Source organism: Streptomyces sp. NBC_01433 (genome assembly GCF_026340105.1).
GTDB lineage: Bacteria > Actinomycetota > Actinomycetes > Streptomycetales > Streptomycetaceae > Streptomyces.
Genome location: NZ_JAPEPM010000005.1, coordinates 276607 through 297393, shown reverse-complemented (window position 1 = coordinate 297393; position 20787 = coordinate 276607). Strand labels below are relative to the sequence as shown.

Below are 20787 nucleotides of genomic sequence, written 5' to 3'. Positions count from 1 at the left end.
TCATGTCATCGAACACAGCCGAGTGGCGTTCTGTGTCACGGAATTTAGTCGTCACGGGGAGCCGGACTGAGGTGGCTTCTCAGGACCCGTCACCGGTCGCCGCAGGTCAGCTCAGGACCGGCGACGGACTGGCTGAGCTGCCCATGGACAGCCACTGTCCGCCGTCCTGCAATCAGGGCGTTTGGCAGGGAACCCTTCACCCGTCCAGGGCAACTACCTTGAATGCAGCTGCCGTTATGGGCCGGGTGGCAGGACATTGGCGTGTATGCAGCAACCAGAAGACAGAGCAGATGTAGCCGTATGGCGCGTTGGCGGCCAACGGGGCCTGATCGCGCTGGTGGTGGGCGTTCTGTGTGCGGCCTTCCTGCTGGTCGGCGGGGGACCCGCGTCAGCGGCGCCGCCGGACAGTAACCGGATGGCGACCTGGAACATGCAGCGAGCCTCCGGCCGCTGGACCTACGCGCTGGGCCTCTCGGACAACGCGAGCGTCGTGGCCCTGCAGGAGGCATCGATCACGCCGCCGTCCGGGGCGGTGTCGCTGGGCCGTATCGGCCGCAACATCCGCGCCTACCGCATCCCCTCCACCCGCACCCGCGGTGAGCGCTACCTCTACATCCTCTACCAGGGCGCCAACCCGGCCCGGGGCGTGAACTCAGCCATGATCACCTCGTTCCGGCCCGACCGCGTGGAGGCGATCGCCGGCGTCTACCGGTCTGCCCTCGGCGTCGTACGGCAGGCGGACAACGTCCTGTTCGCCTCCATCCACGCCAGCGCCAGCGGCGGCACCGACGCCGCCTCCCTCGTCCGCCGGGTCGCCGCCCGCAGCAGGCAGCTCGCCCTGGGGAACTGGGTGGTCCTGGGCGACTTCAACCGCGCCCCGCGTTCCCTGCCCGTCGGCGGACCCACCGGCATCCCCGCCAACTCGCACATCTACGAGAGCGGCGGCCCCACCCAGCTCAGCGGCGGCCGCCTGGACTACGCCGTCTCCAACGTCCTGACCCAGAACTGGCAGGCTGCCCGCGGCAACCCCCGCGGCAGCGACCACTGGCCCATCACCTTCTCCTCCTTGCGCGCCGGAGCTGGCCCCGCCCGCTTCACCCTCGGCGACAACGGAGGCAACGGCAGCGTCCTCGACGTCTACCAGGCCCGCAAGACCAACGGGACGCACCTCATCCTCTACCACCCCGACAACGGCACCAACCAGCAGTGGACTTTGCGCCCCGACGGCTTCCAGAACAGGTCGGACCGAATTGTCAGCGTGAACAGCGGCAAGTGCATGGACGTCGACAACGGCACCGCCAGTAGGGAGGGCTCCCAGATGAACATCTGGGACTGCCACCGGCACGGCCCCACCACTGACACCCAGAACTTCATCCTGGAGAACCCCCTCCCGCTGTTCCCGAACCTGACGACCATCACCAACGAGAGAACCGAGTACCTGCTGAACGTTGCGGGCAACGGCACCGCGGACGGCACCCCCGTCATCCAGTACGAGCAGCAGTACGGCCCCCTGCCCTTCCCTGCCGACAACGAAGCCTTCTATCTGCACCCCACCAGCTGACAACACCTACAGGCTCCGTGCCCGGCTGACAGAGCCGAGCACGGAGACCCGGGCCATTGCCCGTCACCGGCGGTGTTGTCGACTGTCCGAACGGGGCTGACATGCGACGACTAAGAGGTCGTGTTGGTGGCAGCGGCTGCGCGTCAGCCGCGTTCTGTTGTCGGTTCCCTGGTAATGCGTGTGGTGGCCGCTCCCAGACCTCGGCGCGGCGGTCGGTACGGATCCGCGCGAGGAGCTGGGCCCCGCGCCGGGGGCGGTGCGGCGGCGTACTCGGGCTGGGCGCTCATGGGCTTGTCCAGATGGCCCTGTTCTCGTATAGCTACGGCCAGGTGGCGTGTAGCGCTGAGTGAGGGCGGCGTCCTGTACCGGGTGTTGAAGAGGACCAGCGCGTTGAGGACCAGGCCGAGCACGGAGTCCTGAACACGAAAAGATGGAACTGCCGATTCGGCCGGACGCATTGGACCCGCACCTGAACGTCGAGTTCGAGGGGGAGCGCCCAACGCATGTGACATGCCGGCACAAGGTCGGGGGGATCCGGTACGCCCAAGCGGTGCCGGAGCGAGTCGGCTCAGGATGATGGGGTTCTCGGGCACGCCTTCTCAACTCTGAACGCGTTGGTCGTAGTCAGTTTGGTGCGCCCGGATCTCGTCCGTGTTGTCGACCGTCCAGGCGTACAACCGGCCGAACGGCTCCCGGAGGGATTCGCCGAGCGGGGTGAGGGAGTACTCGACCCCCACCGGCGAGGTAGGCAGCACCCGGCGCGTGATCATCCCGTTGCGCTCCAGGCGGCGCAGAGTCTGGGTCAAGACCCGCTGGGTCACGCCTTCGAGGCGGCGCTTGATCTCGTTGAACCGAGTGGGCTTGTCAAGGACTGCCATCACCATCATCGACCACTTGTCAGCGATCTGGTCGAGGATCGGGCGGCTGGGGCAGTCGGCCCGGTAGACGACGCCGGCGTCAGCGCCGGCTTCAGAAGTGGCCATGTCGGTATCCTTCGCAATCCTTGCGATGCCAAAAGTGCGTTATTGACGCCGGTCGCTCACCATCGCACCGTAAGTATGCATCAGGAACTAGATGCATATCAGGTACCGATCGGAGATCTCCATGAACCACGACGCCTACCCGACCCTGCGGGTGAGTCGCGAGGACGGCATCGCCCGCGTCACCCTCGACAACCCGCCCGTTAACGTCTTGAACGTCCCCCTGATGGCCGACCTCCGGCACCTGCTGACCGCGCTGAAGAGCGACGACTCGCTCCGGGTGATCGTGTTCGACAGCGCCAATCCGGAGTTCTTCATAGCCCACGTCGACATGTCCCTCGTCGACACTCCGGACGCCTTCGACAAGCTCGCGGCCGACCTTCCGGACGGCGTCAACGTCTTCCAGGCTCTGGGGGAACTGCTTCGGCACCAGCCCCAGGTGACGATCGTCAAGCTTGCCGGGATGGCGCGCGGCGGAGGGGCGGAGTTCGTCACAGCCGCGGACATGACGTTCGCGGCGATCGGTCGCGCCGGGATCGGCCAGATCGAAGCTCTCATGGGCATCGTCCCTGGCGGAGGGGGCACGCAATATCTCGCCGGCCGGGTCGGTCGCAATCGCGCCCTGGAGGCGGTGCTGGGTGCCGATCTGTACGATGCCGAAACCGCAGAGCGTTACGGCTGGGTCAACCGGGCCGTCCCTGCCGGCGAGCTCGACGACGTCGTCGACCGCCTCGCCCGCAACATCGCCGCCTTGCCCGAAGGTGTGATCGCAGCGGTCAAGCGCGCCATCGTCCCCGAGGACCTGGCCGAGGGTCTCCTGCGGGAGCACGATGCGTGGGCGGGCCAGTTCGCTCGCCCCGAGGCCGAGCGTCTCATCCGCGGCGGATTGGCCCATGGTGCCCAGACCCGCGACGGCGAGCGCGATCTGGAGGGCCTGCTCCGGGGTCTGCCCGGATAGGCCCCGGACGAGGACCCCGTGTACCCAACGAAGGGCTTCGGGCGATCCCTGGATCTGCCGCACGGTGAGCAGCCGGCGCACCGCAGGGCCGCGCAGCGCGGTCCGCGACGCCGCCGGAAGCCCGGCCCCCGCTATCATCGACCGCCCCGATGCCACCGCTGCCGTCGTCCACACCCACCCTCCCTCCCCGCCGGGCCTCACCAACCCCGTCCGCGCCGACCGCTCGCGCTCCCGATGCAGCCACCCTTCCGGGAAAAGATCCACAGAACAATCAGGAGCACCGATTCCGTGACAGTGAGCGAGCCAGTGGTGTACCGCCCCACGACAGCACCACCGGCCCCGTATACCGGCTCGTGACAGTGAAACCCACCCGAGCAGACACCCCGCCAGCACAAACACCGAAAACTGACACCACGACACTGACACCAGGCCGGCCTACCGATGGGAACTCTCGGACCTGAGACAGCGTCACCCACCATGAGATAGGGCCTCATGACAGCGAAACCAGACGAACAACACCACTCTGACCAGCAACAATAATCCCACCACTGACACCAACCCCAGAGATCGCACGCGGGCCTACGCGATGCACTCCACGGCCGGTGCGCACGCCCTGAATGCCCCTTCGCCAACATGAAACGGGCTTTGACGCGCTTCACAGCCGCCCTCAACGAGCGACCTTGAAGCACTTTAACCACCGCCCTATCAAACATCCCAGGCGGGACAACATGCTCTTCAAGGATCCGTCGGGAACTGAAACGAGGGCGGCCCCCAAGGAATGACCCTCGGCGGACCGCCCGCGACTTGTACTACTGCATGAAACGTGGCGAAATAATGTCGAGGCTCCACACGTCAAGGTGACCTCCGGCGACTACAACGGCGACAAGAAGACCGACATCGGCGTCCTCTACGACGCCGGCAAAACCCCCGACGGCCGCCAGACCGACTCCCTCTTCACCTTCACCTTCACCAGCACCGGAACCAACATCAACCCACCAGTCAAAACCTGGACCGGCAGCGTCATCTGACTCAACGGGTCCGTTGAGAAGCACATCGGGCTGAGGCCCCCTACTTCACGCCGTGCCCCGCATCCGTGCGGAAGCACGGCGTGAAGGCCGTACCTGACGGGAATACACCAACACCACGCGCTAAAACACACAACGCTCCTACCCTCACCCGGCGCCCAGGAGCAGCGTGGTGAGCGCCCAGCGGTGCAGCCTGGAGGGAAGTACGGGCCGTGATGAGGGTGCCGGGTGGTGGCCGCACAGTTGGGGCAGGGATCCCTGCGAGGCAGGGACTATTCATGCCGGGCGACGGCCGGAGAAGCATCGGCGCGCTGTTGGTACGCCGACGCCGTATTTGCGCGTTCCGATCGCGCTTTGACCGGGCGCCGCAACATCGTGCGTCCTCTCGGGACGGCCTTCAGGGCCAGAGCGGCAAGGTCCACACCTGCAGCAACCCTGCCTCCGTGCGATCCGCTCGACAGAATCATCATGCCGATCACCTGGGCCGGTCGTCTCAAGAAAAGGCAGCACCAGCCGGGCGATCCACTTCTGACCAGTCCCCGCCCCCCGCGCGGTCCGCCGGGCACTTGAGGTTCTCCCGTCGTTGGGGAGGTGCTGATTAGCTGGTCAGGGTGGGTTGACGGGTGTTCAGATGCGCTTGTTCGGCCGTCGCCTGGTCGGCGTGGTGCTTCTCCTCGAACTCGATGGGGCTGAGGTGGCCGAGGCGTTTCTGGATGCGCCGGCTGTTGTAGAAGCCGTCGATGTACTCGAAGAGCGCGAGGTTCGCCTCGGCCCGGGTGGCGAAGACCCTGCCGCAGACGCATTCGGTCTTGATGATCATCCAGAGGTTCTTCGCGAGGGCGTTATCGTAACTGTCCCCGACCGACCCCATGGATGCCTCAATTCCCGCCCGCACCAGCCGCGTGGTGAGCTTCACGGAGGTGTACTGGCAGCCGTGGTCGGCATGATGGATCAGCTGGCCGGGCTTCACCTCGCGGCTGACCAGGGCGTACTCCAGCGAGGACAGCACCAGATCGGCGTCAGCGCGGGCAGAGGTCTCCCAGGCCACCACCCGGCGGGAGAACGCGTCGCGGATCGCGGACAGCCACAGCGGCCCCTCACCGGTGGGAATCATGGTGAGGTCGGTGACCCACAGCCGGTTCGGCGCGGGCGCGGTGAAGTCCCGAATGACCAGGTCCGGGGCCAGGATGGCCTTCGGGTCCTGGCGGGTGAAACCTGTGCGACGCGGGCTGATGCCCGCGAGATCGGCCTCGCGCATCAGGCGCTCGACCCGCTTGCGGCCCACCCGGGTGCCCTCGCGTCTGAGGACGGCGTGCACGCGCGGCGAGCCGTAGATCCCGCCGGAATCGGCGTGGACCTTTCGGATCTGCCCGGTCAACTCCGCGTCGTGGCGGATGCGTTCGCACGGTTGCTTCTCGGCGCGGCGCCAGCGGTAGAAGGTAGGAGGCGATGTTCAGTTCCCGGAGGGTGGGCTCGACCTCCAGGTGCGGGCGCTCGGTGAAGAGCACCGTCACCTGGGCCGGGTCGGGTCGAGCTGGGCGGCGAAAAAACCGAGGCCGTCCGCAGGATCTCATTCGCCCGCTTGAGCTGGGCGTTCTCCTTGCGCAGCGCGGCGAGTTCCTCGCGTTCGGCGGTGGTAGGCCGGTCGTCACGCTCGCCGGCGTCCGCCTCGGCCTGCCGCAGCCAGGTCCGCAGAGCCTCGGGATGCACCCCGAGATCAACGGCCAGCTTCTTGACCTGCGGCTTCGGATCCGAGGTGCGGTACATCCGTACCGCACGCTCACGCAACTCCTGCGAATATATTCTCGGTGCGGCCATAGTCAGAGTTCCTCTCATGGGACCCATCTGACCCGCTGTCACCATTCTCCGCATCCCGGGGGAACCTCAGTCGCGCCAGCTTTGCTCTCCTGCGGAAGCGGGTCCTCCTTGCTCGGTGACGGGCCGCTACCCGGTCAGACAGCGGCCTTGGCCGCCACCCGAGTGACAAGCTTGTCGCGCACGGATGGCCATTCATCCACGAGGACGCTGTAGTACAAGGAATCACGACGCATACCGTCCTGGCGCACCATGTGGCTGCGCAACGTCCCTTCATAGACAAGCCCCAGCCGCGTCATCACCTGCTGGGACCGTACGTTCAGGTTGTCGGTACGCAAGGCACTTCGAGCAAGGCCCAGATCGTCGAAGGCGTGTGACAACAGCAGGAGCTTGAACTCGGCATTGCAGGGACCGCCCCAACAGGCGCGATCGAACCAGGTCGCGCCAATCTCAGCGCGGCCCCCAGCGAGGTCAAGCTCATACAGGCTGGTCGAGCCGATCACCGTCTCGTCCGTGAGGCGTTGGACGGAGAAGCATCTCCTCGCCTGATCCGCCAACATCTGGCTGATCATCTCCCGCGTCTCTATCAAGGAGCCTGGGCGAGGCCGCGGCATCCAACTCCAGACCTCAGGATCCGACGCCGAGGGGAACAACGCCTCTGCATGATTGACGGAGGAACGAGACGGACAGCGCGGCCGAGGAGGGAGTCGTTGCTCATCGCCGCACCATAGCTTCGGGATTCGTGCCCCATCGTCGAGACGCAGATCATGTCGCCTTCATCACGCACAGCCACCGCTGCACGGAACCTGAGCCAGAACCGTGAGACGTCGATAGGGCCAGCTGGAGGAAACCACTCCTTACGCCCTTCCGGACTCGTAGGGTTACTGTTCCGGGTTTTTACAAGGGGGTGGCATGGACCCGATTGTGTTGGCGGCCGGGACGGCGCTGGTGAGTGCGATGGCAGTGGACTCCTGGCAGCAGGTCAGAACAGCTACGACAGCCCTGTGGCACCGGCTTCATCCCGAGCAGGCGGACGAGATCGCCGCCGAGCTGGAATCGCTGCACGCCAGTGTTCTCAACGCCCGTGAACAGCAAGACCACGACACCGAGGAGGCGCTCACCGGCGTGTGGCGTCTGCGGTTCCAGCAGCTGCTCGTGGGTGAACCTTCGGCGGTCAGCGAACTGCGCCGCCTGCTGGAAGAGCACCTCGCGCCGGCGCTGCCCCCGGACGAACAGCGCGGCGTTCACTCGATCGTCATGAAGGCGGAGGCCCGGGACCATGCGCATGTGTACATGGCCGGCCGCGACCAACACATTGCCGGCTCATGACCACCCACACAGACGGGGACGACGATACGGCGCTGACGCGTATCGATGTGCGCGTTGAGGGCAGTGCGCAGGGTTACGTGGCCGGGCGGGATCAGTACATCACCCAGCAGGCGCTCGCGCCGTTGACCGCGGTGCGGACATTGCCGCGGGATGTGGCTGCCTTCACCGGCCGCCAGGCTGAGATGGACCAGATTTTGGCCGTCGCCCAGCCGTCCCGGGTGGTGGCCATCCATACTATCGACGGCATGCCGGGGATCGGCAAGACTGCTCTGGCCGTCCACGCCGCCCGCCGACTCGCCGACCGCTATCCCGACGGGCAGATGTTCCTTCGTCTCAACGCCCACACCCCCGGCCAGAACCCCGCCGACCCTGCCGACGCCCTTGCCGCTCTCCTGCTCAGCCTAGGCATCGACCCCCGCAGCATCCCCGACGGCTTGGAGGCCCGTGCCGGACTCTGGCGCGACCGGCTCACCGGGCGGCGCATGCTCCTCGTCTTAGACGACGCCGCCGAACACGCCCAAGTCGAGCCGCTCCTGCCCGGCGCGGAGGGCTGCCTGGTGCTGGTCACCAGCCGCCACCGCCTGACCGCGCTGGACGGCGCTGTCCCCCTGCCCCTGGACATCCTCCCGTCGACGGATGCGGCCCTGCTATTCACCCGCCTTGCCCATCGCACCCCCACCACAGCAGCAGATACCGACGCCGTTGCCCAGATCGTGGAGTTGTCCGGCTACCTGCCGCTGGCTATTGCGCTGCTCGCTGGCCGCTTCGCCGATCACCCCCGCTGGAACCTCGCAGAGTACGCCGAAGAGTTCGCCTCCACCCAGGACCGACTCGACGAACTCGCCGCCGGCGGCCGCGCGGTGGCCGCCGCCTTCGACATGTCCTACCGCGCCCTGCCGGCACAGCGGCAGTGCCTCTTCCGCCGCCTGGGCCTGCACCCTGGTTCCGACATCGAGGCCTACGCCACCGCCGCCCTCGCGGGCATCCCCCTGCCCGAGGCTCGCCGCGAGCTGGAGACCCTCTACATCAATCACCTCATCGACTCCCCCGCCCCTGGCCGCTACCGCCTGCACGACCTCCTGCGCGCCTACGCCCGCAGCCTCGCCGAGCACGACCCGGCGGACGACTGCGACGCTTCCACCAGGCGCCTGCTGGACTATTACCAGCACACCACCGAAGCTGCCGACCGTCACCTTGCCGAGGCCCCTCGCACCGCCACCTCAGTTGCCAGCCCTTCTCCCGCTGCCGCACCCGGTATGGCCAACCATGAGCAGGCCGTGGCATGGATGAGGACCGAACGCGCCAACCTCATCGCCTGCATCCACCAAGCCATCGCCACCGCACGGCACCCCTACGCCATTTACCTCACCGCCGCCTTGGCCGCCTTCCTGCGCCAACAAGGCCACTGGGAGGATGCCGTCTCCCTCCACCGAGCCGCCGCTACCAGTGCCCGCCTTACCGGCGATCGTCTCGGCGAGGCCGGCACCCTGGCGGAGCTGGGCTGGGTGCGGTATCTGACTGGGGACTTTCTGGCGTCGGCCCGTCTAACCTGGCAGGCGCTGGAACTCTACCGGGCTCTCGATAACCGTCTCGGCGAGGCCAACACTCTGCGGGAGCTGGGCTGGGTGCGGTACTTGACCGCGGACTACCCGGAGGCGGCCCGTCTAACCTGGCAGGCGCTGGAACTCTACCGGGCTCTCGATAACCGTCTCGGCGAGGCATACACCCTGCGGGGGCTGGGCTGGGTGCGGTACTCGACCGGCGACTACCTGGCAGCGGCCGACCTAACCCGGCAGGCGCTGGATATTAGCCGTTCTCTCGGCAACCGTCTCAGCGAGGCCCACGCCTTGCGGGAGTTGGGACGGGTGCGGTACGCGACCGGCGACTACACGGCGTCGGCCGACCTGGCCCGGCGGGCGCTGGAGCTCTACCGCGCTCTCGGCAGCCGTCTCAGCGAGGCATACAGTCTGTGGGATTTGGGCCGGGTACAGGCCGTGACCGGGAACTTTCCGGCCGCGGCTGGCCTGACCCTGCAGGCGCTGGACATCTTTCGCGCCCTCAGTAACCGTCACGGTGAGGCTTATGCCTTGAGAGAGTTGGGACGGGTACGGTACGCGACCGGCGACTACACGGCGTCGGCCAACCTGCTGCAAAAGTCTCTGATTCTGTTTCAGGAGCTGCGTGACATTCAGGGGCAGGTCGAGGTGCTCAATAGCACCGGTGCCCTCCTGACCGCCTCGGTGGGCCCGGGGGAAGCGCTTTCCGCATACCAGCAGGCCCTGCACCTCGCCCGCCGGATCCACAGTCCTCTGGATGAAGCCCGCGCCCTCGAAGGTACCGCCCGCTGCCACGCACGCACCGGCGACCACCCTGCCGCCTTGGCCGACCTGCGCCAGGCGGTTGGCATCTATCAGCGCATCAGTGCTGCCGAGGCACCCGCCGTCTCCGAGTACCTGACGCACCTTCAATCCCAGCAAGGAGCTGATGTTCAGGATTCGACCGATAGATGAGCAAGATCAAGAGCGCGGGGTTCGGTGGCCCCCGCGCCGCATCATCGTCCGGTCAGAAGATCGGGCCACGGCAGCGCACCCGCGTCGCCGTGATGGGCGAACATCCGCTCGGTGGAATCGGTACTGGAGCTGACCGCCGAGCTGGGGCGGATGAACTGATCGATATTGATCACCTTGTCCCGCTGGCTGCCGCGTGGAGGGCGGGTGCCGACCTCTGGGACACCAGCAGGCGCAAGGCGTTCGCCAACGACCTGGTCCACAGCCAGCTCATCGCGGTCTCCGCCGCGTCCAACCGGTCCAAGGGCGACCAGACGCCGGACCTGTGGAAGCCCTCGCTGAAGTCGTACTGGTGCACCTATTCCCGGGCGTGGGTGGATGTGAAGCACGTCTACGAGCTGGCCGTCACCGAGCCGGAGACGGCGGCGCTGGGCGAGATGCCCGACACCTGCGAGAGCTGATGCCCGAAGCGGCTGTGTGCCAGGGCCAGGTCACCGCTGGGCCCGGCGGTGCGATGACGGACGAGGTGGGCGTCATCACCGGCGACCCCACCGTGCGTACCGCCCGTCTCGCCGACCGCCGCCTCGGCGTCACAGTCCAGTACACCGGCGCCGAGGAGTGGTACACCCTCACCGGAAGCCCCGTCACCATCTCCGACCAGGACCTGGAGGACTTCCACGCAGCCGTACTGACCGCCATCGTCCTCGGCGGCGAAACCACAGTCCCCCCAATAGCCGGGCTGAGCGTTTCGTAACCGCCGCCCTCATCCTCGCTCAAGGCCCCCGCGCGACGTTCGAACCTCTCGCTCTGACAGCCCTCCTGGACCGCGTCCGTGCCACGCGCCGGGCCGAACGCGGCCACGCCGGGCACAGTCATGTTCCCGACGCGAACACCGCCCGCCACCGCAGCCTCCTCCATGCCGGAGCTGATCCCCACCTCCTGACGCCTTTAGCAGAGCGTCTCCGCGTCGGTTCGGCGGGCGGGCCGCGGTCGCGGCTGCTGCGGAGGGACGACGGACTGTCGCTGCGCAGACCCCCTACACGGTGCGCGGCTGTCAGGTCGGCGTCCGGCTCAGGTCTCCTCTGTCAGCGCGCGGTGACTGAATACGCCGCGAGCGCGTGGTTGTCGTGCGGCTTGGCGATGGCCCGGAGAACGTCGACCTGGCTCAGGACAAGCTGTCGTACCGCCTCGGGCAGTGTCGCCAGAGGCTCCTCTGTTCCGGCCAGGTCGAGGCAGGCAGCGATTTCCCAGTCACCGTCCTGAAGCTCTGCGGTATCGACCGACCCGCTGCCGTCGGCCGTCCAGCCGACCTCAGGCAGGAGCCGCAGCAGCCCTTCACGCGAGAAAGGCGTGCGGACGTTGCCCTGACCATGCAACCCTGCGGCCTCGATCTGCCCCTGGATCAGCACGGCGAGAAGGTGCGCCAACTGGTCGCCGGACGCCGGCGTCAAGTCCCACTCGGTGAACCACAGCCGCCGCGCCCACGGCCGTACCCGGGCCAGTGTGTCCCGCAGTTGTCCAAGCGATGCGAAATACCAGGAACAATGTGCGAACACCACGTGGTCAAAGGCACTTTCGGGGAAGTCCACCGATGGGGCGAGGACGTCGGTGCCGAAGCGGAAGTCGATGCGCGGCCCGAGGGGGCCCGCCGCGAGCCGGGCTGCCGATTCCCCGAGCGTCACCGGCGCCCCGTAGGAGGGCTCGGCCACGTCGACGGCCACCACGCGCCCTTTGGGCCCGACCGCCTCTGCCAGGACGGCGGTCATGTCGCCCTGGCCGCAGCCCAGTTCGAGGACAGTTGTACCTGGCCCGATCTGCCAGCCCGCCACGAGCGCGGCGCGGTGGCGAGTCTGGGACAGCTGGCTGTCCGGGCTGTGATCGGCGGCGGCCATGCCGGCCGCGAGCGAGGGGGCCTTGGCGCGAAGACCGGAGAGATTCACAAAGTCCTTGGTGCTACTCGACGGGTCGGTGGTGGCCGATGGTAGAAGACGCGGGGGCAGCACGCCTCATATTTCCTGGGCATCCTGTGATCCCGCAGCATGACCAGCTCAGACCCACGCTTGGAGGGTAGGACAAGCTGAGCTTGTCCTACCCTCCAAGCGGGCCGGATCTGATCATTCGTAGGATCGGGGAAGCCCAGGGGTTCCGGGTATGGCTGTGAGCTTGTCGCCGCCATGGTTGCTCGTCTTGCGAAGGGGGGGTCATAGCCCTCGACGAGGAGATAGCCGAGCTCGACGCACTCATCGAGGCACGGTTCCGCGAACATCCCCACGCCAAGGTGATCCGCAGCCTGCCCGGGATGGGCGCTCTGTTTGGAGCCGAGTTCATCGCCGCAATCGGCGGCGCCATGGACGCGTTCGGCACACCGGACCGTCTGGCCGGCTTCGCGGGCCTCGCCCCCGTGCCCAGAGATTCCGGGCGCGTCAGCGGTAATATGCGCCGACCCCGCCGCTACCATCGAAATCTTCTGCGGGCCTTCTACCTCTCCTCCATGGCGAGCATCGGGACGTGCCCCGCATCGCGGGCGTACTACCAGCGCAAGCGCGACGTGGGGACGGGCCACAAGCAAGCAGTCCTCGCTCTCGCACGCCGCCGTGCCAACGTTCTCCGGGCGATGCTCCGCGACGGAGCGTGCTACCGACCCGCACCATCAGTCACGCTGGCGGCTTGACATCCCTATTGGGAAGTTCTTTAACCTCATGACCTTCTTGTCAGTGCCTGGTTCTATCCTCCGCTGAACGTCACTGATGGACTGGGAGTCAGGCTGTGCAGATCGCAGGGGTAGACCTGTATGTGAATCACCCGGTGATGGCGCTCGGTTCAACCGAGTGGATCCCCACGACGCTGGCTCTCGGCGGCGCTCCTGCCGCTGCGTGCGACACGCACGTCATCGTTCGGGTGCAGCCCCAGGTTGTGCTGGTCAAGGTTCGAGTATTCAAGGACCATGGTGACGCGGATGACCACGGAAGTGACAGAGAGCCTCTGGCTACCGTGTTCGACGGACATCTTCTGCTGAGTGACGGTCGGCTTGTAGTCGGGGATGTGGTCGGCGAGAGCCGATTCACCACTTCCCTGTTCGGGAAGCCGGGTAGGCGGCGGGTTCGGGTCTCGGTTGACGATCCGCAGGGATGGGCTCGCACCGTCGACGTCGTCATCAGCGCCGAGACGGTGTGACTGAGCCGCATGCCAGCTCGAACGATCTTCGAACTAGGGCGCGTATTGAGTTGTGATCAATTGGTTCGTGTGAGGTCCTTGATCCAGATCATGGAGGCACGGAGATGGAGGTTGGCGAGGTAGCTTTCGGGTGTCCTGTCGTAGCGGGTGGCGATGCCCCGCCAGGCTTTCAGTCTGTTGATCAGGCGTTCGACGGTGTTCCTCTCTTTGCAGAGGTCGGTGTCGTGGCTGACGGGCCGGCCGCCCCGGCTGCCTTTCCTCTTCCGGTTGGCAGCCTGGTCCTTCTTCTCCGGGATGACGGCCTTGATCTGGCGTTTGCGCAGGCAGGCGCGGTTGCCGCGGGAGGAGTACACCTTGTCCCCGGCGACCGCGTCCGGCCGGGTCCGGGGGCGGCCGGCCGGGCCACGGACCCGGATCTTCTTGAGCACGGGGATGAACTGGGGGCTGTCGGCGGCCTGTCCCGCGGTCAGGACGATCGCGAGCGGGCGGCACTTGCGGTCGGCTGCGAGGTGGACCTTGCTGGTCTGCCCGCCCCGCGAGCGCCCGAGCAGGGCGGCCTTCATCCGGAGTCTGTGTGGGCGTCGGATACGTCGTCGCTCTTCGTGGGCGGGACCACGGCCGGCGGATCGCCCGGCTTGTCCTTCCGCCTCGCCCCCTTTTGCCGGGCCTTCTCCTCCTCGGCGGCGGCTCTTTCCAGGGCGGTCAGGACACTCTCGTCCAGGTGCATCCCGGCGGCATCGTGGTGGGCCCGGGCGGTGGTGGAGTCCACGCTGACCAGGGACACGTCCGCCTCGCCCCGCCTCGCGGCTTCGGCGATCAGGCCCTCCAGCAGGGCCTCGAAGACCCCGGCATCACGCCACTGCCGGAAGCGGTTGTGGACGGTCGGCCAGGGGCCGAACTCAGCCGGCGTCGCCACGACAGCGAATCCCGCAGATTGATCACAACTCAATACGGGCCCTAGTCCCGTATTTCGCGGGTCGTTGATTCGGTTGGAGAGCGGGGCCGGGCAGTGTCCGGCACGGGCCTGTCGGCGTTCGATCGGGTGTGTCGATGACTTCCCGGTCCCCGCGGCCACGAACGGAACGCCCCCGTATGGAGTGCGTGATCGAGTCCGTGGTGACCAAGCGTTTGGGCGCTCTGCCCGTCGCTGCCGAGTTTCTGCGCCGACTGGATGTCAAGGGCCGGAAGCCCCCGCTTCCGCTGGACGCTCGCCCGGTGCGGGGTACGCGGCCGCGCCGGGGGATGACCACGGGGAGCCGTCGCCCTGCGCGCGGCTGCGGGAGCTCGATGAGAACTGCACGATGCGGCAGTGAGTTTTCCCGGCCCGGCCGGTCTACGGTTCGTCGTGTGATCAGAAAGCGCGAAGCAGGAGGAGCGACATGAGCCAGTTGCTGCGGGTCCAGAACTTCACCGTCTCGAGCGACGGGTTCGGCGCCGGCGAGGGCCAGAGCCTCGAGAAGCCGTTCGGCCATGCCGATCCGGGGAACTTGCTCGCCTGGGCCTTCGCCACCGACCACCCACCCATCAACCGCTCCGAACCCGGTGGCCGAGGTCTGGACGACTACTTCACGCGGGACTACGCCCGCAACATCGGCGCCGAGATCATGGGCCGCAACAAGTTCGGGCCGCAGCGCGGGCCCTGGCAGGACCACGAGTGGCAGGGATGGTGGGGTGACGAGCCCCCGTTCCACACGCCGGTGTTCGTCATGACGCACCACAAGCGCCCGTCGTTCACGCTCTCCGACACCACGTTCCACTTCGTCGACGGCGACCCGGCCGCGGTGCTCGCCCGGGCGAAGGAGGCAGCTCAGGGCCAGGACGTCCGGCTTGGCGGTGGGGCCACGATCATCCGGCAGTTCCTCGAGGCCGACCTCCTCGACACCTTGCATGTGGCGGTCGCGCCGACGAAGCTCGGCTCCGGGGCCCGGCTGTGGGAGTCCCCCGATGAGCTGCTCGACCGGTTCCACCAGGACGTCGTGCCCAGCCCGAGCGGCGTGACGCACCACCTGTTCTGGCGGAAATGAGGCCGGACCAGCCGGCCGGCGCGGGCTCCGTCACCGGCGCCCGCGGCATGGCCGCTGCCCAGCGGCGTCCTTCTCCAGTTCGGCTGTGGCCTTGGCCAGCCGCTTGGTGCGCGCTCGGCGCTGGCCGGCGGCGTTACCGGTGGAATGCACCAGGATCCGGCGCATCTGTAGCACCGGATCGCGCTTGCGGGCCCGGGGATGCGCTGGATGTCCTGAAGGACGTGGTAGTGCCCGCGCTGCTCGGGCGGCAGGTGCTCCTCCCGCTAGGCGGTGTAGTCCACCGGCGCGCGGCTGCTGGAGGTCCGGGCCGGCCCAGAACTCGTCGCTGATCTTGGACGCCGGTACCGGCGCGATGAAGTCCGCCTCGGCGGCCAGCGGCGCACCGATGTCGTCCCAGGAGTACAGCTTGGAGTCCGCGACCATCAGCAGGCGTCGCTCGCCGGCGAGTGCCTTGAGGGCCTGTATCGCGCCGACGACCTGGGAGACCTCCCCGGCGCCGCCGGAAAGGACGCGGGAGAAGACCGGGACGCCGCCGTCGGCGGCCACCCCGATGCCGGCCTGGACCTGCTTCAAGTCCACCCGCCGGTCCTTGGCATGCCCGAACTTGACCATCGGGTAGTCCTCGTCCTGCCCGGCCTCGGGGTAGGCGCCGTGCACGGACATGCTCGTCATATCCCAGTGGATGCGGGCCACATCGATGCCGAAGCCGGCGATCGCGCCGCCCCGACGCTGCCGGCAAGCCGGTCCAGGTACGGAGCGATGGGGCCCAGAGCACGCACCAGGCGGTCGTCACCCAGCACGTCGGCCTCGACGCCGAAGACCTCCTCCACCGCCCAGCTGCGGGCCCAGTCCCCCGACCCTGAACAGCGGCGCCGGAGCGGTCAGCCGGTTGGCCACCAGCACCTCGATCACCTGGCCGTGCGTCAGCTCCGCCCGGGAATCGGGCGGGCAAAGGGCATCGACGATCCCCGCAACGTCCAGCTGGCGCAGAAACTCGGCAGCGACGGGCAGAGCGCCCAAACGCTTGGTCACCACGGACTCGATCACGCACTCCATACGGGGGGCGTTCCGTTCGTGGCCGCGGGGACCGGGAAGTCATCGACACACCCGATCGAACGCCGACAGGCCCGTGCCGGACACTGCCCGGCCCCGCTCTCCAACCGAATCAACGACCCGCGAAATACGGGACTAGCGGGACGGTGTGAGGAGGAGGATCAGGCAGACGTCTCAACGGTGCAGTTGGGCCGCAACAGGGGGCAGGGCCGTCGTGCATCACCCCCGTAACAGAATGATCCACTTCCTTGTGCGGCCCGCGTCCACGCCTGTGAGGTGGTCTGATGCACTTTCCGACGGCAGGCAATCCGTTCGTCCGCCACCTGCGCGTGTGGCACGCAGTGGTGGCCTCTCTCGTCGCGGCGGCGGCGTTCCTCGTCCTTCCTCCGTCCGACGACGGCGTGCGCTCGGTACCCGGCAGCCCCTGCCGACCGGTCGATTCCGCGCGTGAGGACACGCCCGTGACCCCCGACCTCGACGGGGACGGCTTCGTCGACCTGGTGCATGAGATCTCCCGGTCGTTGAAGGTCGACGTGGTCGTCGTGCCCGGCTCCGAGCGCGGTCCGGACCACGACAGCACGACCGTCCTCACCCAGGACGGCCTCGGTGTACCGGACGACATCCAGGTGGGCGACGACCCGTTCCAGCCCACGGTCGCCGACCTGGACGATGACGGCCACGCGGATCTCGTCGTCAGCGGCGCCGCCAGTGTCCTGTGGGGAGGTCCCGAAGGCCCGCAGGCCGGCGGACCGCACGGGCGCGTCCCACTGCCGGGCAACGGCTACCACACCGCGCCGATCGCCGGCGACTTCGACGGGGACGGCCACACCGACCTCGCGGTCTTCAAGCACTCGGGCGAGGAGCAGGGCGAACTTGTCGTCCTCAAGGGACCGTTCAAGCGCTCGGGCGCCCCCGCCCGGACCGTGGAGATCCCCAGCCCGGTCCACCAGGGCGCGTCACCCGTGCTGGTCGCCGGGGATGCGAACGACGACCGCGCCACCGATCTCGCGCTCTACGACTCCCCGTGGGATCCGCCCCTGCTGTTCACCGGCGGCGCCCGTACAGCCAGTGGCCTGGGCAAGGAACCCGAGCGGCTGCCGGAGGGCGAGAACATCGTCTTCGGCGACTTCGACGGCGACGGACACCAGGACATCGCCATCGGTCGGAGCTTCGTCGACAGCTACGACGAGGTCGACACACCGCACCGGCGCGGCCAGGTCAGCGTCCGCTACGGGAAGGAGCCGGAGAAGTGGATCACCATGGACGGCGGCGGCTTCAAGGAGGGCTTCGGCACCAGGCTCGCCGTCGGGGACTTCAACGGCGATGGCTGCGACGACCTGGCCGTACAGCTGACCAAGAAGAAGGAGGAGGGAGACGCGCGGATCGAGGTGCTGCGGGGCGGCTCCGAGCACGGGCTCGGATCGAAACCCTGGCACTCCGCCAAGCGCTCGGTGCCGGGTGACGACGGCCCCGACGACGGCACACTCTTCGCCGTCCACGACTGGGACGGCGACGGCCGCGCAGAACTGACCCTTCTCGGCGGGGACAGATGGTGGATCACCGACGGCACGGGCCGCGACGAGGCATCCTTCCCGGTCACCCCCAGCAAGAACCAAGGTTCATAGACACCTGCTTGTTGTCCCAGGCCGTGAAACGGCCGGCCCTGGGGTGCCGACCGGGACCTGCACCTGGACGCTCGGGTGGCTGCCCTCCTGCAAGTGCCGCCCCCGCACGCAAATATCCTGACCGCCGGACAGGACTCCGGCAGCCCTCCGTTCATCCCCGTTCTGGAGAAGATCCGGGACCGCGACCCGATCGGACGTCCACGTTCTCACCCCGAGGCGGTCACCGACGACAAGCCCTGCCCTTCTCACAGCAATCGCGCCTACCCCAGGACGCGGCCCGCAGCCGGGGGCGCTCGGCCGACGGCGAACTGGACTCCGGCGCCGCCGGTCAGCCAGGGCGGGGTGCGGCCCAGGCCGCACCCCAACAGCGCAGAACGTGCGGCCGCTGGCTCCCGCCTTCCGACACGCCCGCGAACAGTACGAACTCGACCGCCTGGAACGCATCGTCACCGGCCACGACCGCACCGGAGAACCCCACGATGGCCACTGACCGCGACGCCATCACCGCAGCGATTCAGCGGCTCCTCGACGGCCGTCCAACCCGGTCCACTGGGGCGCTTACCACGCTGCAACTCGCCGCCGAGGCAGGCGTCAAGCGCTGGGTCCTCACGCACAAGCACGTTGACCTGAAAGAAGAATTCACCCGCCGAAAGTCCGAGGTGAACGGAATTCCGCCCGCGTTCCAGCATCTGCACGCCCGCGCAGTAGACGCCGAAGCCATCGCCCGCGCACTGCGGGAGGACAACGGCCGGCTTCGCGAGCGCGTCGCCGTCTATGCCCAGGTCATCCACGGACTGCGCGTCGAGCTGGACCCGCGCACCGACAACCGCCCCCAACGCAGCCCCGTCCGGAGCCTGCCTACCAGCATCATCTGACGTGCGCGTTGACCGGGGCCGGTGCCGGTCTCCCAACCCTGTTGTCACGCGGGAACGGTCACGCAATTTCTCCACGTAGTCCCGCGCCCCACCGGACCCCGGTGACCGCTCGGACGGCTACACGAATCGGCATAGCGTCCGCACGTCCATGGGCGAGTACCTGGGCGAGGACTTCGCGGAACAGGACGACGTCCTCGGCCGGGGCTTCAATGACGGCTTCGATCTCGCTGTCGCTCAGCCGCAGGTCATCCAGCGCTTCAGGGTTGAGCGAGACGCGGAGGACGTTGCCCTTTAGAACGGCTTCGCGCACACAGCCGTACGCGGTCCCCTGTCCGGCTGTGACCAGGCAGTGTGTGTCCATGCCCAAGGCGACCTCCTGATCATCTGGGTCATTCTCGCCCGCCATGAACATCAAGATGAATCCGCTTCCGTCCTCCCCCTCGGCGAGAGCAGCCTCGGTGAAGTAGCCGTCAGGGTCGATCTCTGTTGTGGCGACACGAGCAGTGAACCGGTATGTCATGACGGGGTTCTATCAGGGCGTTCAGCTGAGGCAGGACTCAGGATGCGGGGCCAGGTGAACCGCGACTGATTGACATCGGAAGCAACAGCTCGCAATAGGCGAGAGGACCGGTGGACGCCACCGGGCAGCGGCCACGGCGATGGCACTGCGCGCAGTCACCACCGGGAACGTCGAGGAGGCCGGCGCCTACGGACTGGCCGACGCCGCCGAGGCGTTCACCGCCCGTCGGCTGACCGTCGACCTGGTCCACCGCGACATCGACTTCAGCCTGGACGGCATCGGCATCTGACCCGCCCACGGGACAGCGGAGGGCCCGCAGCCATTGGAGCTGGCTGCGGGCCCTCCGCGACGCCGGCCGACAGGCCGAATGACCAGCTACCGCCCTCTGCGGGGGCCGGGAACCCTCGGGAGGAGTTCCCAGAGAGGCCGGCCGCTGCTCGCCCAGACAGCCAGGGTCCGCCGGTCGACCAGGTGCATCTGCAGCTGCTCGGCCAATGGCGCGCAGCGCGTCGAGAACCGGCCGTTGGTGACCACCAGGACGACATCGGCCCCGTAGAGCTGACGCGCCGTCCCGTTGACCCGCTGCAGGTCCGGGGTACCGACTGCCGACCCCCGGTCCCCATCGCGCCGGTGCTTGCACTGGATGACCCAGGCGCGGCCCATCGGATCGGTAGCCAGCACGTCCGCCCCATTGTCCCCGGCGCCGCCGATCTGCCGGGCGTCGCCGCACCCGTCCCGCCGCATCAGGTCACGCACCGCGTACTCGAAGTCCCGGTGGCCCAGCGCATCCAGCTGTGGCAGGCCGTATCGCAAGCCCTGCTGCCGGGTCCGCTCCCACAACAGGCGCTGCCTGCGGCGGTGCGCCCACAGCGCCGCCCCTACCACCGCGGCGGCAACCAGCATGATCAGCACCAGCGGGTTCGCCGCCAGCCAGGTCACCACGACCGACAGCAGAGCGATGCCCACGACACCCCCGGCTGCCAGGCCGAGCAGCTGGTCGGCCTGCCGCCGCTGACGCCTGCTCGGGCGACGCCTCCGGGGACGCCGGACAGGCGACCGACGGGCCGTCACCGCCCGCTCCGGGGGGAGGGGAACCGGACCGGATAGGACGCCGTGGGCCGCGGTAACGGCTTCCTCTCCCAGCCAGGGAATTGCACCGGGTAGACCCCGGACGTGGGGCGCGGCCGCGGCTTGCCCTCCGGGCCCTTGGGGTGCGCCCCGTTGCCTGCGCCGACGATCACGATCCCGACGACCGCCACGATCGCCATTTCTCTACGCGCGCCTGCCGCCCACCGGGAATGACCCCTGACATTTGTTCCGTCCGCCCGGGTGTAGTCCCCG

General features: G+C 67.9%; 20 protein-coding genes and 3 pseudogenes. 13 read left to right on the top strand and 10 right to left on the bottom strand.

The genetic code is table 11. The annotated features are described in order from the left end of the window. The first annotated feature begins 415 nt into the window (after positions 1 to 415). Positions 416 to 1561: an RICIN domain-containing protein gene (locus OG413_RS43365; protein WP_266815460.1), complete on the top strand. Its 1146-nt coding sequence runs from the start codon at positions 416 to 418 to the stop codon at positions 1559 to 1561. Between the two features lie 599 nt (positions 1562 to 2160). Here OG413_RS43365 and OG413_RS43360 read toward each other — a convergent pair. After that, positions 2161 to 2544, bottom strand: coding sequence for a helix-turn-helix domain-containing protein (locus tag OG413_RS43360; RefSeq protein WP_266815458.1), 384 nt, complete (start codon positions 2542 to 2544; stop codon positions 2161 to 2163). A gap of 121 nt (positions 2545 to 2665) precedes the next feature. Between OG413_RS43360 and OG413_RS43355 the strand changes: the two genes are divergently transcribed. Beyond that, positions 2666 to 3499 (top strand): enoyl-CoA hydratase/isomerase family protein, encoded by an 834-nt coding sequence (locus tag OG413_RS43355; RefSeq protein WP_266815456.1) that lies wholly within the window; start codon positions 2666 to 2668, stop codon positions 3497 to 3499. Between the two features lie 857 nt (positions 3500 to 4356). Continuing rightward, positions 4357 to 4527 carry a hypothetical protein gene (locus OG413_RS43350; RefSeq protein ID WP_266815454.1) on the top strand — a complete coding sequence of 57 codons (171 nt, stop codon included), beginning with the start codon at positions 4357 to 4359 and terminating at the stop codon, positions 4525 to 4527. 595 nt (positions 4528 to 5122) lie between these two features. Here the strand turns inward: OG413_RS43350 and OG413_RS43345 are convergent. The 3 genes from OG413_RS43345 to OG413_RS43335 form a co-directional block, all read right to left on the bottom strand. After that, positions 5123 to 5920 (bottom strand): IS3 family transposase, encoded by a 798-nt coding sequence (locus tag OG413_RS43345; protein WP_266815534.1) that lies wholly within the window; start codon positions 5918 to 5920, stop codon positions 5123 to 5125. After that, positions 5899 to 6342 (bottom strand): transposase, encoded by a 444-nt coding sequence (locus OG413_RS43340; RefSeq protein WP_266815452.1) that lies wholly within the window; start codon positions 6340 to 6342, stop codon positions 5899 to 5901. Before OG413_RS43340 ends, OG413_RS43345 begins: the two co-directional genes overlap by 22 nt. 134 nt (positions 6343 to 6476) lie before the next feature. After that, on the bottom strand, positions 6477 to 7079 hold the full coding sequence (locus OG413_RS43335; RefSeq protein ID WP_266815533.1) for a GNAT family N-acetyltransferase: 603 nt from the start codon (positions 7077 to 7079) through the stop codon (positions 6477 to 6479). Positions 7080 to 7251: 172 nt separating this feature from the next. On the opposite strand from OG413_RS43335, the gene OG413_RS43330 reads away from it, so the two are divergent. The 4 genes and pseudogenes from OG413_RS43330 (at position 7252) to OG413_RS43315 (ending at position 10929) form a co-directional block, all read left to right on the top strand. Further along, on the top strand, positions 7252 to 7668 hold the full coding sequence (locus OG413_RS43330) for a hypothetical protein (protein WP_266815450.1): 417 nt from the start codon (positions 7252 to 7254) through the stop codon (positions 7666 to 7668). Next, the gene (locus tag OG413_RS43325) at positions 7665 to 10178 is read left to right on the top strand and encodes a tetratricopeptide repeat protein (RefSeq protein WP_266815448.1); all 2514 of its coding nucleotides are present in this window, start codon (positions 7665 to 7667) and stop codon (positions 10176 to 10178) included. The genes OG413_RS43330 and OG413_RS43325 overlap by 4 nt, the downstream gene beginning before the upstream one ends. Before the next feature lie 158 nt (positions 10179 to 10336). Then, positions 10337 to 10636: pseudogene (locus OG413_RS43320) on the top strand (DUF1524 domain-containing protein); the annotation flags it as partial. Beyond that, a complete protein-coding gene (locus OG413_RS43315) occupies positions 10636 to 10929 on the top strand; it encodes a hypothetical protein (protein ID WP_266815446.1) in 294 nt (97 codons plus the stop codon). The pseudogene OG413_RS43320 and the gene OG413_RS43315, both read left to right, overlap by 1 nt. A 331-nt stretch (positions 10930 to 11260) precedes the next feature. Here the strand turns inward: OG413_RS43315 and OG413_RS43310 are convergent, their stop codons facing one another. Beyond that, on the bottom strand, positions 11261 to 12115 hold the full coding sequence (locus OG413_RS43310; protein ID WP_266815444.1) for a methyltransferase domain-containing protein: 855 nt from the start codon (positions 12113 to 12115) through the stop codon (positions 11261 to 11263). A 213-nt stretch (positions 12116 to 12328) separates the two neighbouring features. Between OG413_RS43310 and OG413_RS43305 the strand changes: the two are divergent. Both OG413_RS43305 and OG413_RS43300 read left to right on the top strand, forming a co-directional pair. Continuing rightward, positions 12329 to 12846: pseudogene (locus tag OG413_RS43305) on the top strand (transposase); the annotation flags it as partial. A gap of 95 nt (positions 12847 to 12941) precedes the next feature. Further along, positions 12942 to 13349: a hypothetical protein gene (locus OG413_RS43300; RefSeq protein WP_266815442.1), complete on the top strand. Its 408-nt coding sequence runs from the start codon at positions 12942 to 12944 to the stop codon at positions 13347 to 13349. Between the two features lie 56 nt (positions 13350 to 13405). Here OG413_RS43300 and OG413_RS43295 read toward each other — a convergent pair. Beyond that, a pseudogene (locus OG413_RS43295) lies at positions 13406 to 14298 on the bottom strand (IS5 family transposase). A gap of 430 nt (positions 14299 to 14728) precedes the next feature. On the opposite strand from OG413_RS43295, the gene OG413_RS43290 reads away from it, so the two are divergent. Continuing rightward, positions 14729 to 15373 (top strand): dihydrofolate reductase family protein, encoded by a 645-nt coding sequence (locus tag OG413_RS43290; RefSeq protein WP_266815440.1) that lies wholly within the window; start codon positions 14729 to 14731, stop codon positions 15371 to 15373. A gap of 30 nt (positions 15374 to 15403) precedes the next feature. On the opposite strand, the gene OG413_RS43285 is transcribed toward OG413_RS43290, so the two are convergent. Continuing rightward, entirely contained in the window at positions 15404 to 16045 is a 642-nt protein-coding gene (locus tag OG413_RS43285) for a hypothetical protein (RefSeq protein ID WP_266815438.1), read from the bottom strand. A 117-nt stretch (positions 16046 to 16162) separates the two neighbouring features. Next, positions 16163 to 16420 carry a DUF4277 domain-containing protein gene (locus OG413_RS43280; RefSeq protein WP_266815436.1) on the bottom strand — a complete coding sequence of 86 codons (258 nt, stop codon included), beginning with the start codon at positions 16418 to 16420 and terminating at the stop codon, positions 16163 to 16165. Between the two features lie 290 nt (positions 16421 to 16710). On the opposite strand from OG413_RS43280, the gene OG413_RS43275 reads away from it, so the two are divergent. Both OG413_RS43275 and OG413_RS43270 read left to right on the top strand, forming a co-directional pair. Further along, positions 16711 to 18051, top strand: a complete 1341-nt coding sequence (locus tag OG413_RS43275; protein ID WP_266815434.1) for an FG-GAP and VCBS repeat-containing protein — start codon at positions 16711 to 16713, stop codon at positions 18049 to 18051. A 479-nt stretch (positions 18052 to 18530) separates the two neighbouring features. Further along, complete coding sequence (locus tag OG413_RS43270; protein WP_266815432.1) at positions 18531 to 18926, top strand: hypothetical protein; 396 nt, start codon at positions 18531 to 18533, stop codon at positions 18924 to 18926. 58 nt (positions 18927 to 18984) lie between these two features. On the opposite strand, the gene OG413_RS43265 is transcribed toward OG413_RS43270, so the two are convergent. Beyond that, positions 18985 to 19446, bottom strand: coding sequence for an Imm10 family immunity protein (locus OG413_RS43265; protein ID WP_266815430.1), 462 nt, complete (start codon positions 19444 to 19446; stop codon positions 18985 to 18987). Positions 19447 to 19585: 139 nt separating this feature from the next. Here OG413_RS43265 and OG413_RS43260 point away from each other — a divergent pair, with 139 nt between their 5' ends. Beyond that, complete coding sequence (locus tag OG413_RS43260) at positions 19586 to 19735, top strand: hypothetical protein (RefSeq protein ID WP_266815428.1); 150 nt, start codon at positions 19586 to 19588, stop codon at positions 19733 to 19735. Positions 19736 to 19821: 86 nt separating this feature from the next. Here the strand turns inward: OG413_RS43260 and OG413_RS43255 are convergent, their stop codons facing one another. Beyond that, positions 19822 to 20412, bottom strand: coding sequence for a restriction endonuclease (locus OG413_RS43255; RefSeq protein WP_266815426.1), 591 nt, complete (start codon positions 20410 to 20412; stop codon positions 19822 to 19824). Between the last annotated feature and the right edge of the window lie 375 nt (positions 20413 to 20787).

Excerpts from the sequence above, each read along its gene's own strand:
- OG413_RS43355 (WP_266815456.1), top strand. The coding sequence starts at position 2,666 with ATGAACCACGACGCCTACCCGACCCTGCGGGTGAGTCGCGAGGACGGC.
- OG413_RS43260 (WP_266815428.1), top strand. The coding sequence starts at position 19,586 with ATGGCACTGCGCGCAGTCACCACCGGGAACGTCGAGGAGGCCGGCGCC.
- OG413_RS43330 (WP_266815450.1), top strand. The coding sequence starts at position 7,252 with ATGGACCCGATTGTGTTGGCGGCCGGGACGGCGCTGGTGAGTGCGATG.
- OG413_RS43285 (WP_266815438.1), bottom strand. The coding sequence starts at position 16,045 with ATGACGAGCATGTCCGTGCACGGCGCCTACCCCGAGGCCGGGCAGGAC.
- OG413_RS43340 (WP_266815452.1), bottom strand. The coding sequence starts at position 6,342 with ATGGCCGCACCGAGAATATATTCGCAGGAGTTGCGTGAGCGTGCGGTA.
- OG413_RS43325 (WP_266815448.1), top strand. The coding sequence starts at position 7,665 with ATGACCACCCACACAGACGGGGACGACGATACGGCGCTGACGCGTATC.
- OG413_RS43360 (WP_266815458.1), bottom strand. The coding sequence starts at position 2,544 with ATGGCCACTTCTGAAGCCGGCGCTGACGCCGGCGTCGTCTACCGGGCC.
- OG413_RS43315 (WP_266815446.1), top strand. The coding sequence starts at position 10,636 with ATGCCCGAAGCGGCTGTGTGCCAGGGCCAGGTCACCGCTGGGCCCGGC.
- OG413_RS43275 (WP_266815434.1), top strand. The coding sequence starts at position 16,711 with ATGCACTTTCCGACGGCAGGCAATCCGTTCGTCCGCCACCTGCGCGTG.
- OG413_RS43265 (WP_266815430.1), bottom strand. The coding sequence starts at position 19,446 with ATGACATACCGGTTCACTGCTCGTGTCGCCACAACAGAGATCGACCCT.
- OG413_RS43270 (WP_266815432.1), top strand. The coding sequence starts at position 18,531 with ATGGCCACTGACCGCGACGCCATCACCGCAGCGATTCAGCGGCTCCTC.
- OG413_RS43365 (WP_266815460.1), top strand. The coding sequence starts at position 416 with ATGGCGACCTGGAACATGCAGCGAGCCTCCGGCCGCTGGACCTACGCG.
- OG413_RS43290 (WP_266815440.1), top strand. The coding sequence starts at position 14,729 with ATGAGCCAGTTGCTGCGGGTCCAGAACTTCACCGTCTCGAGCGACGGG.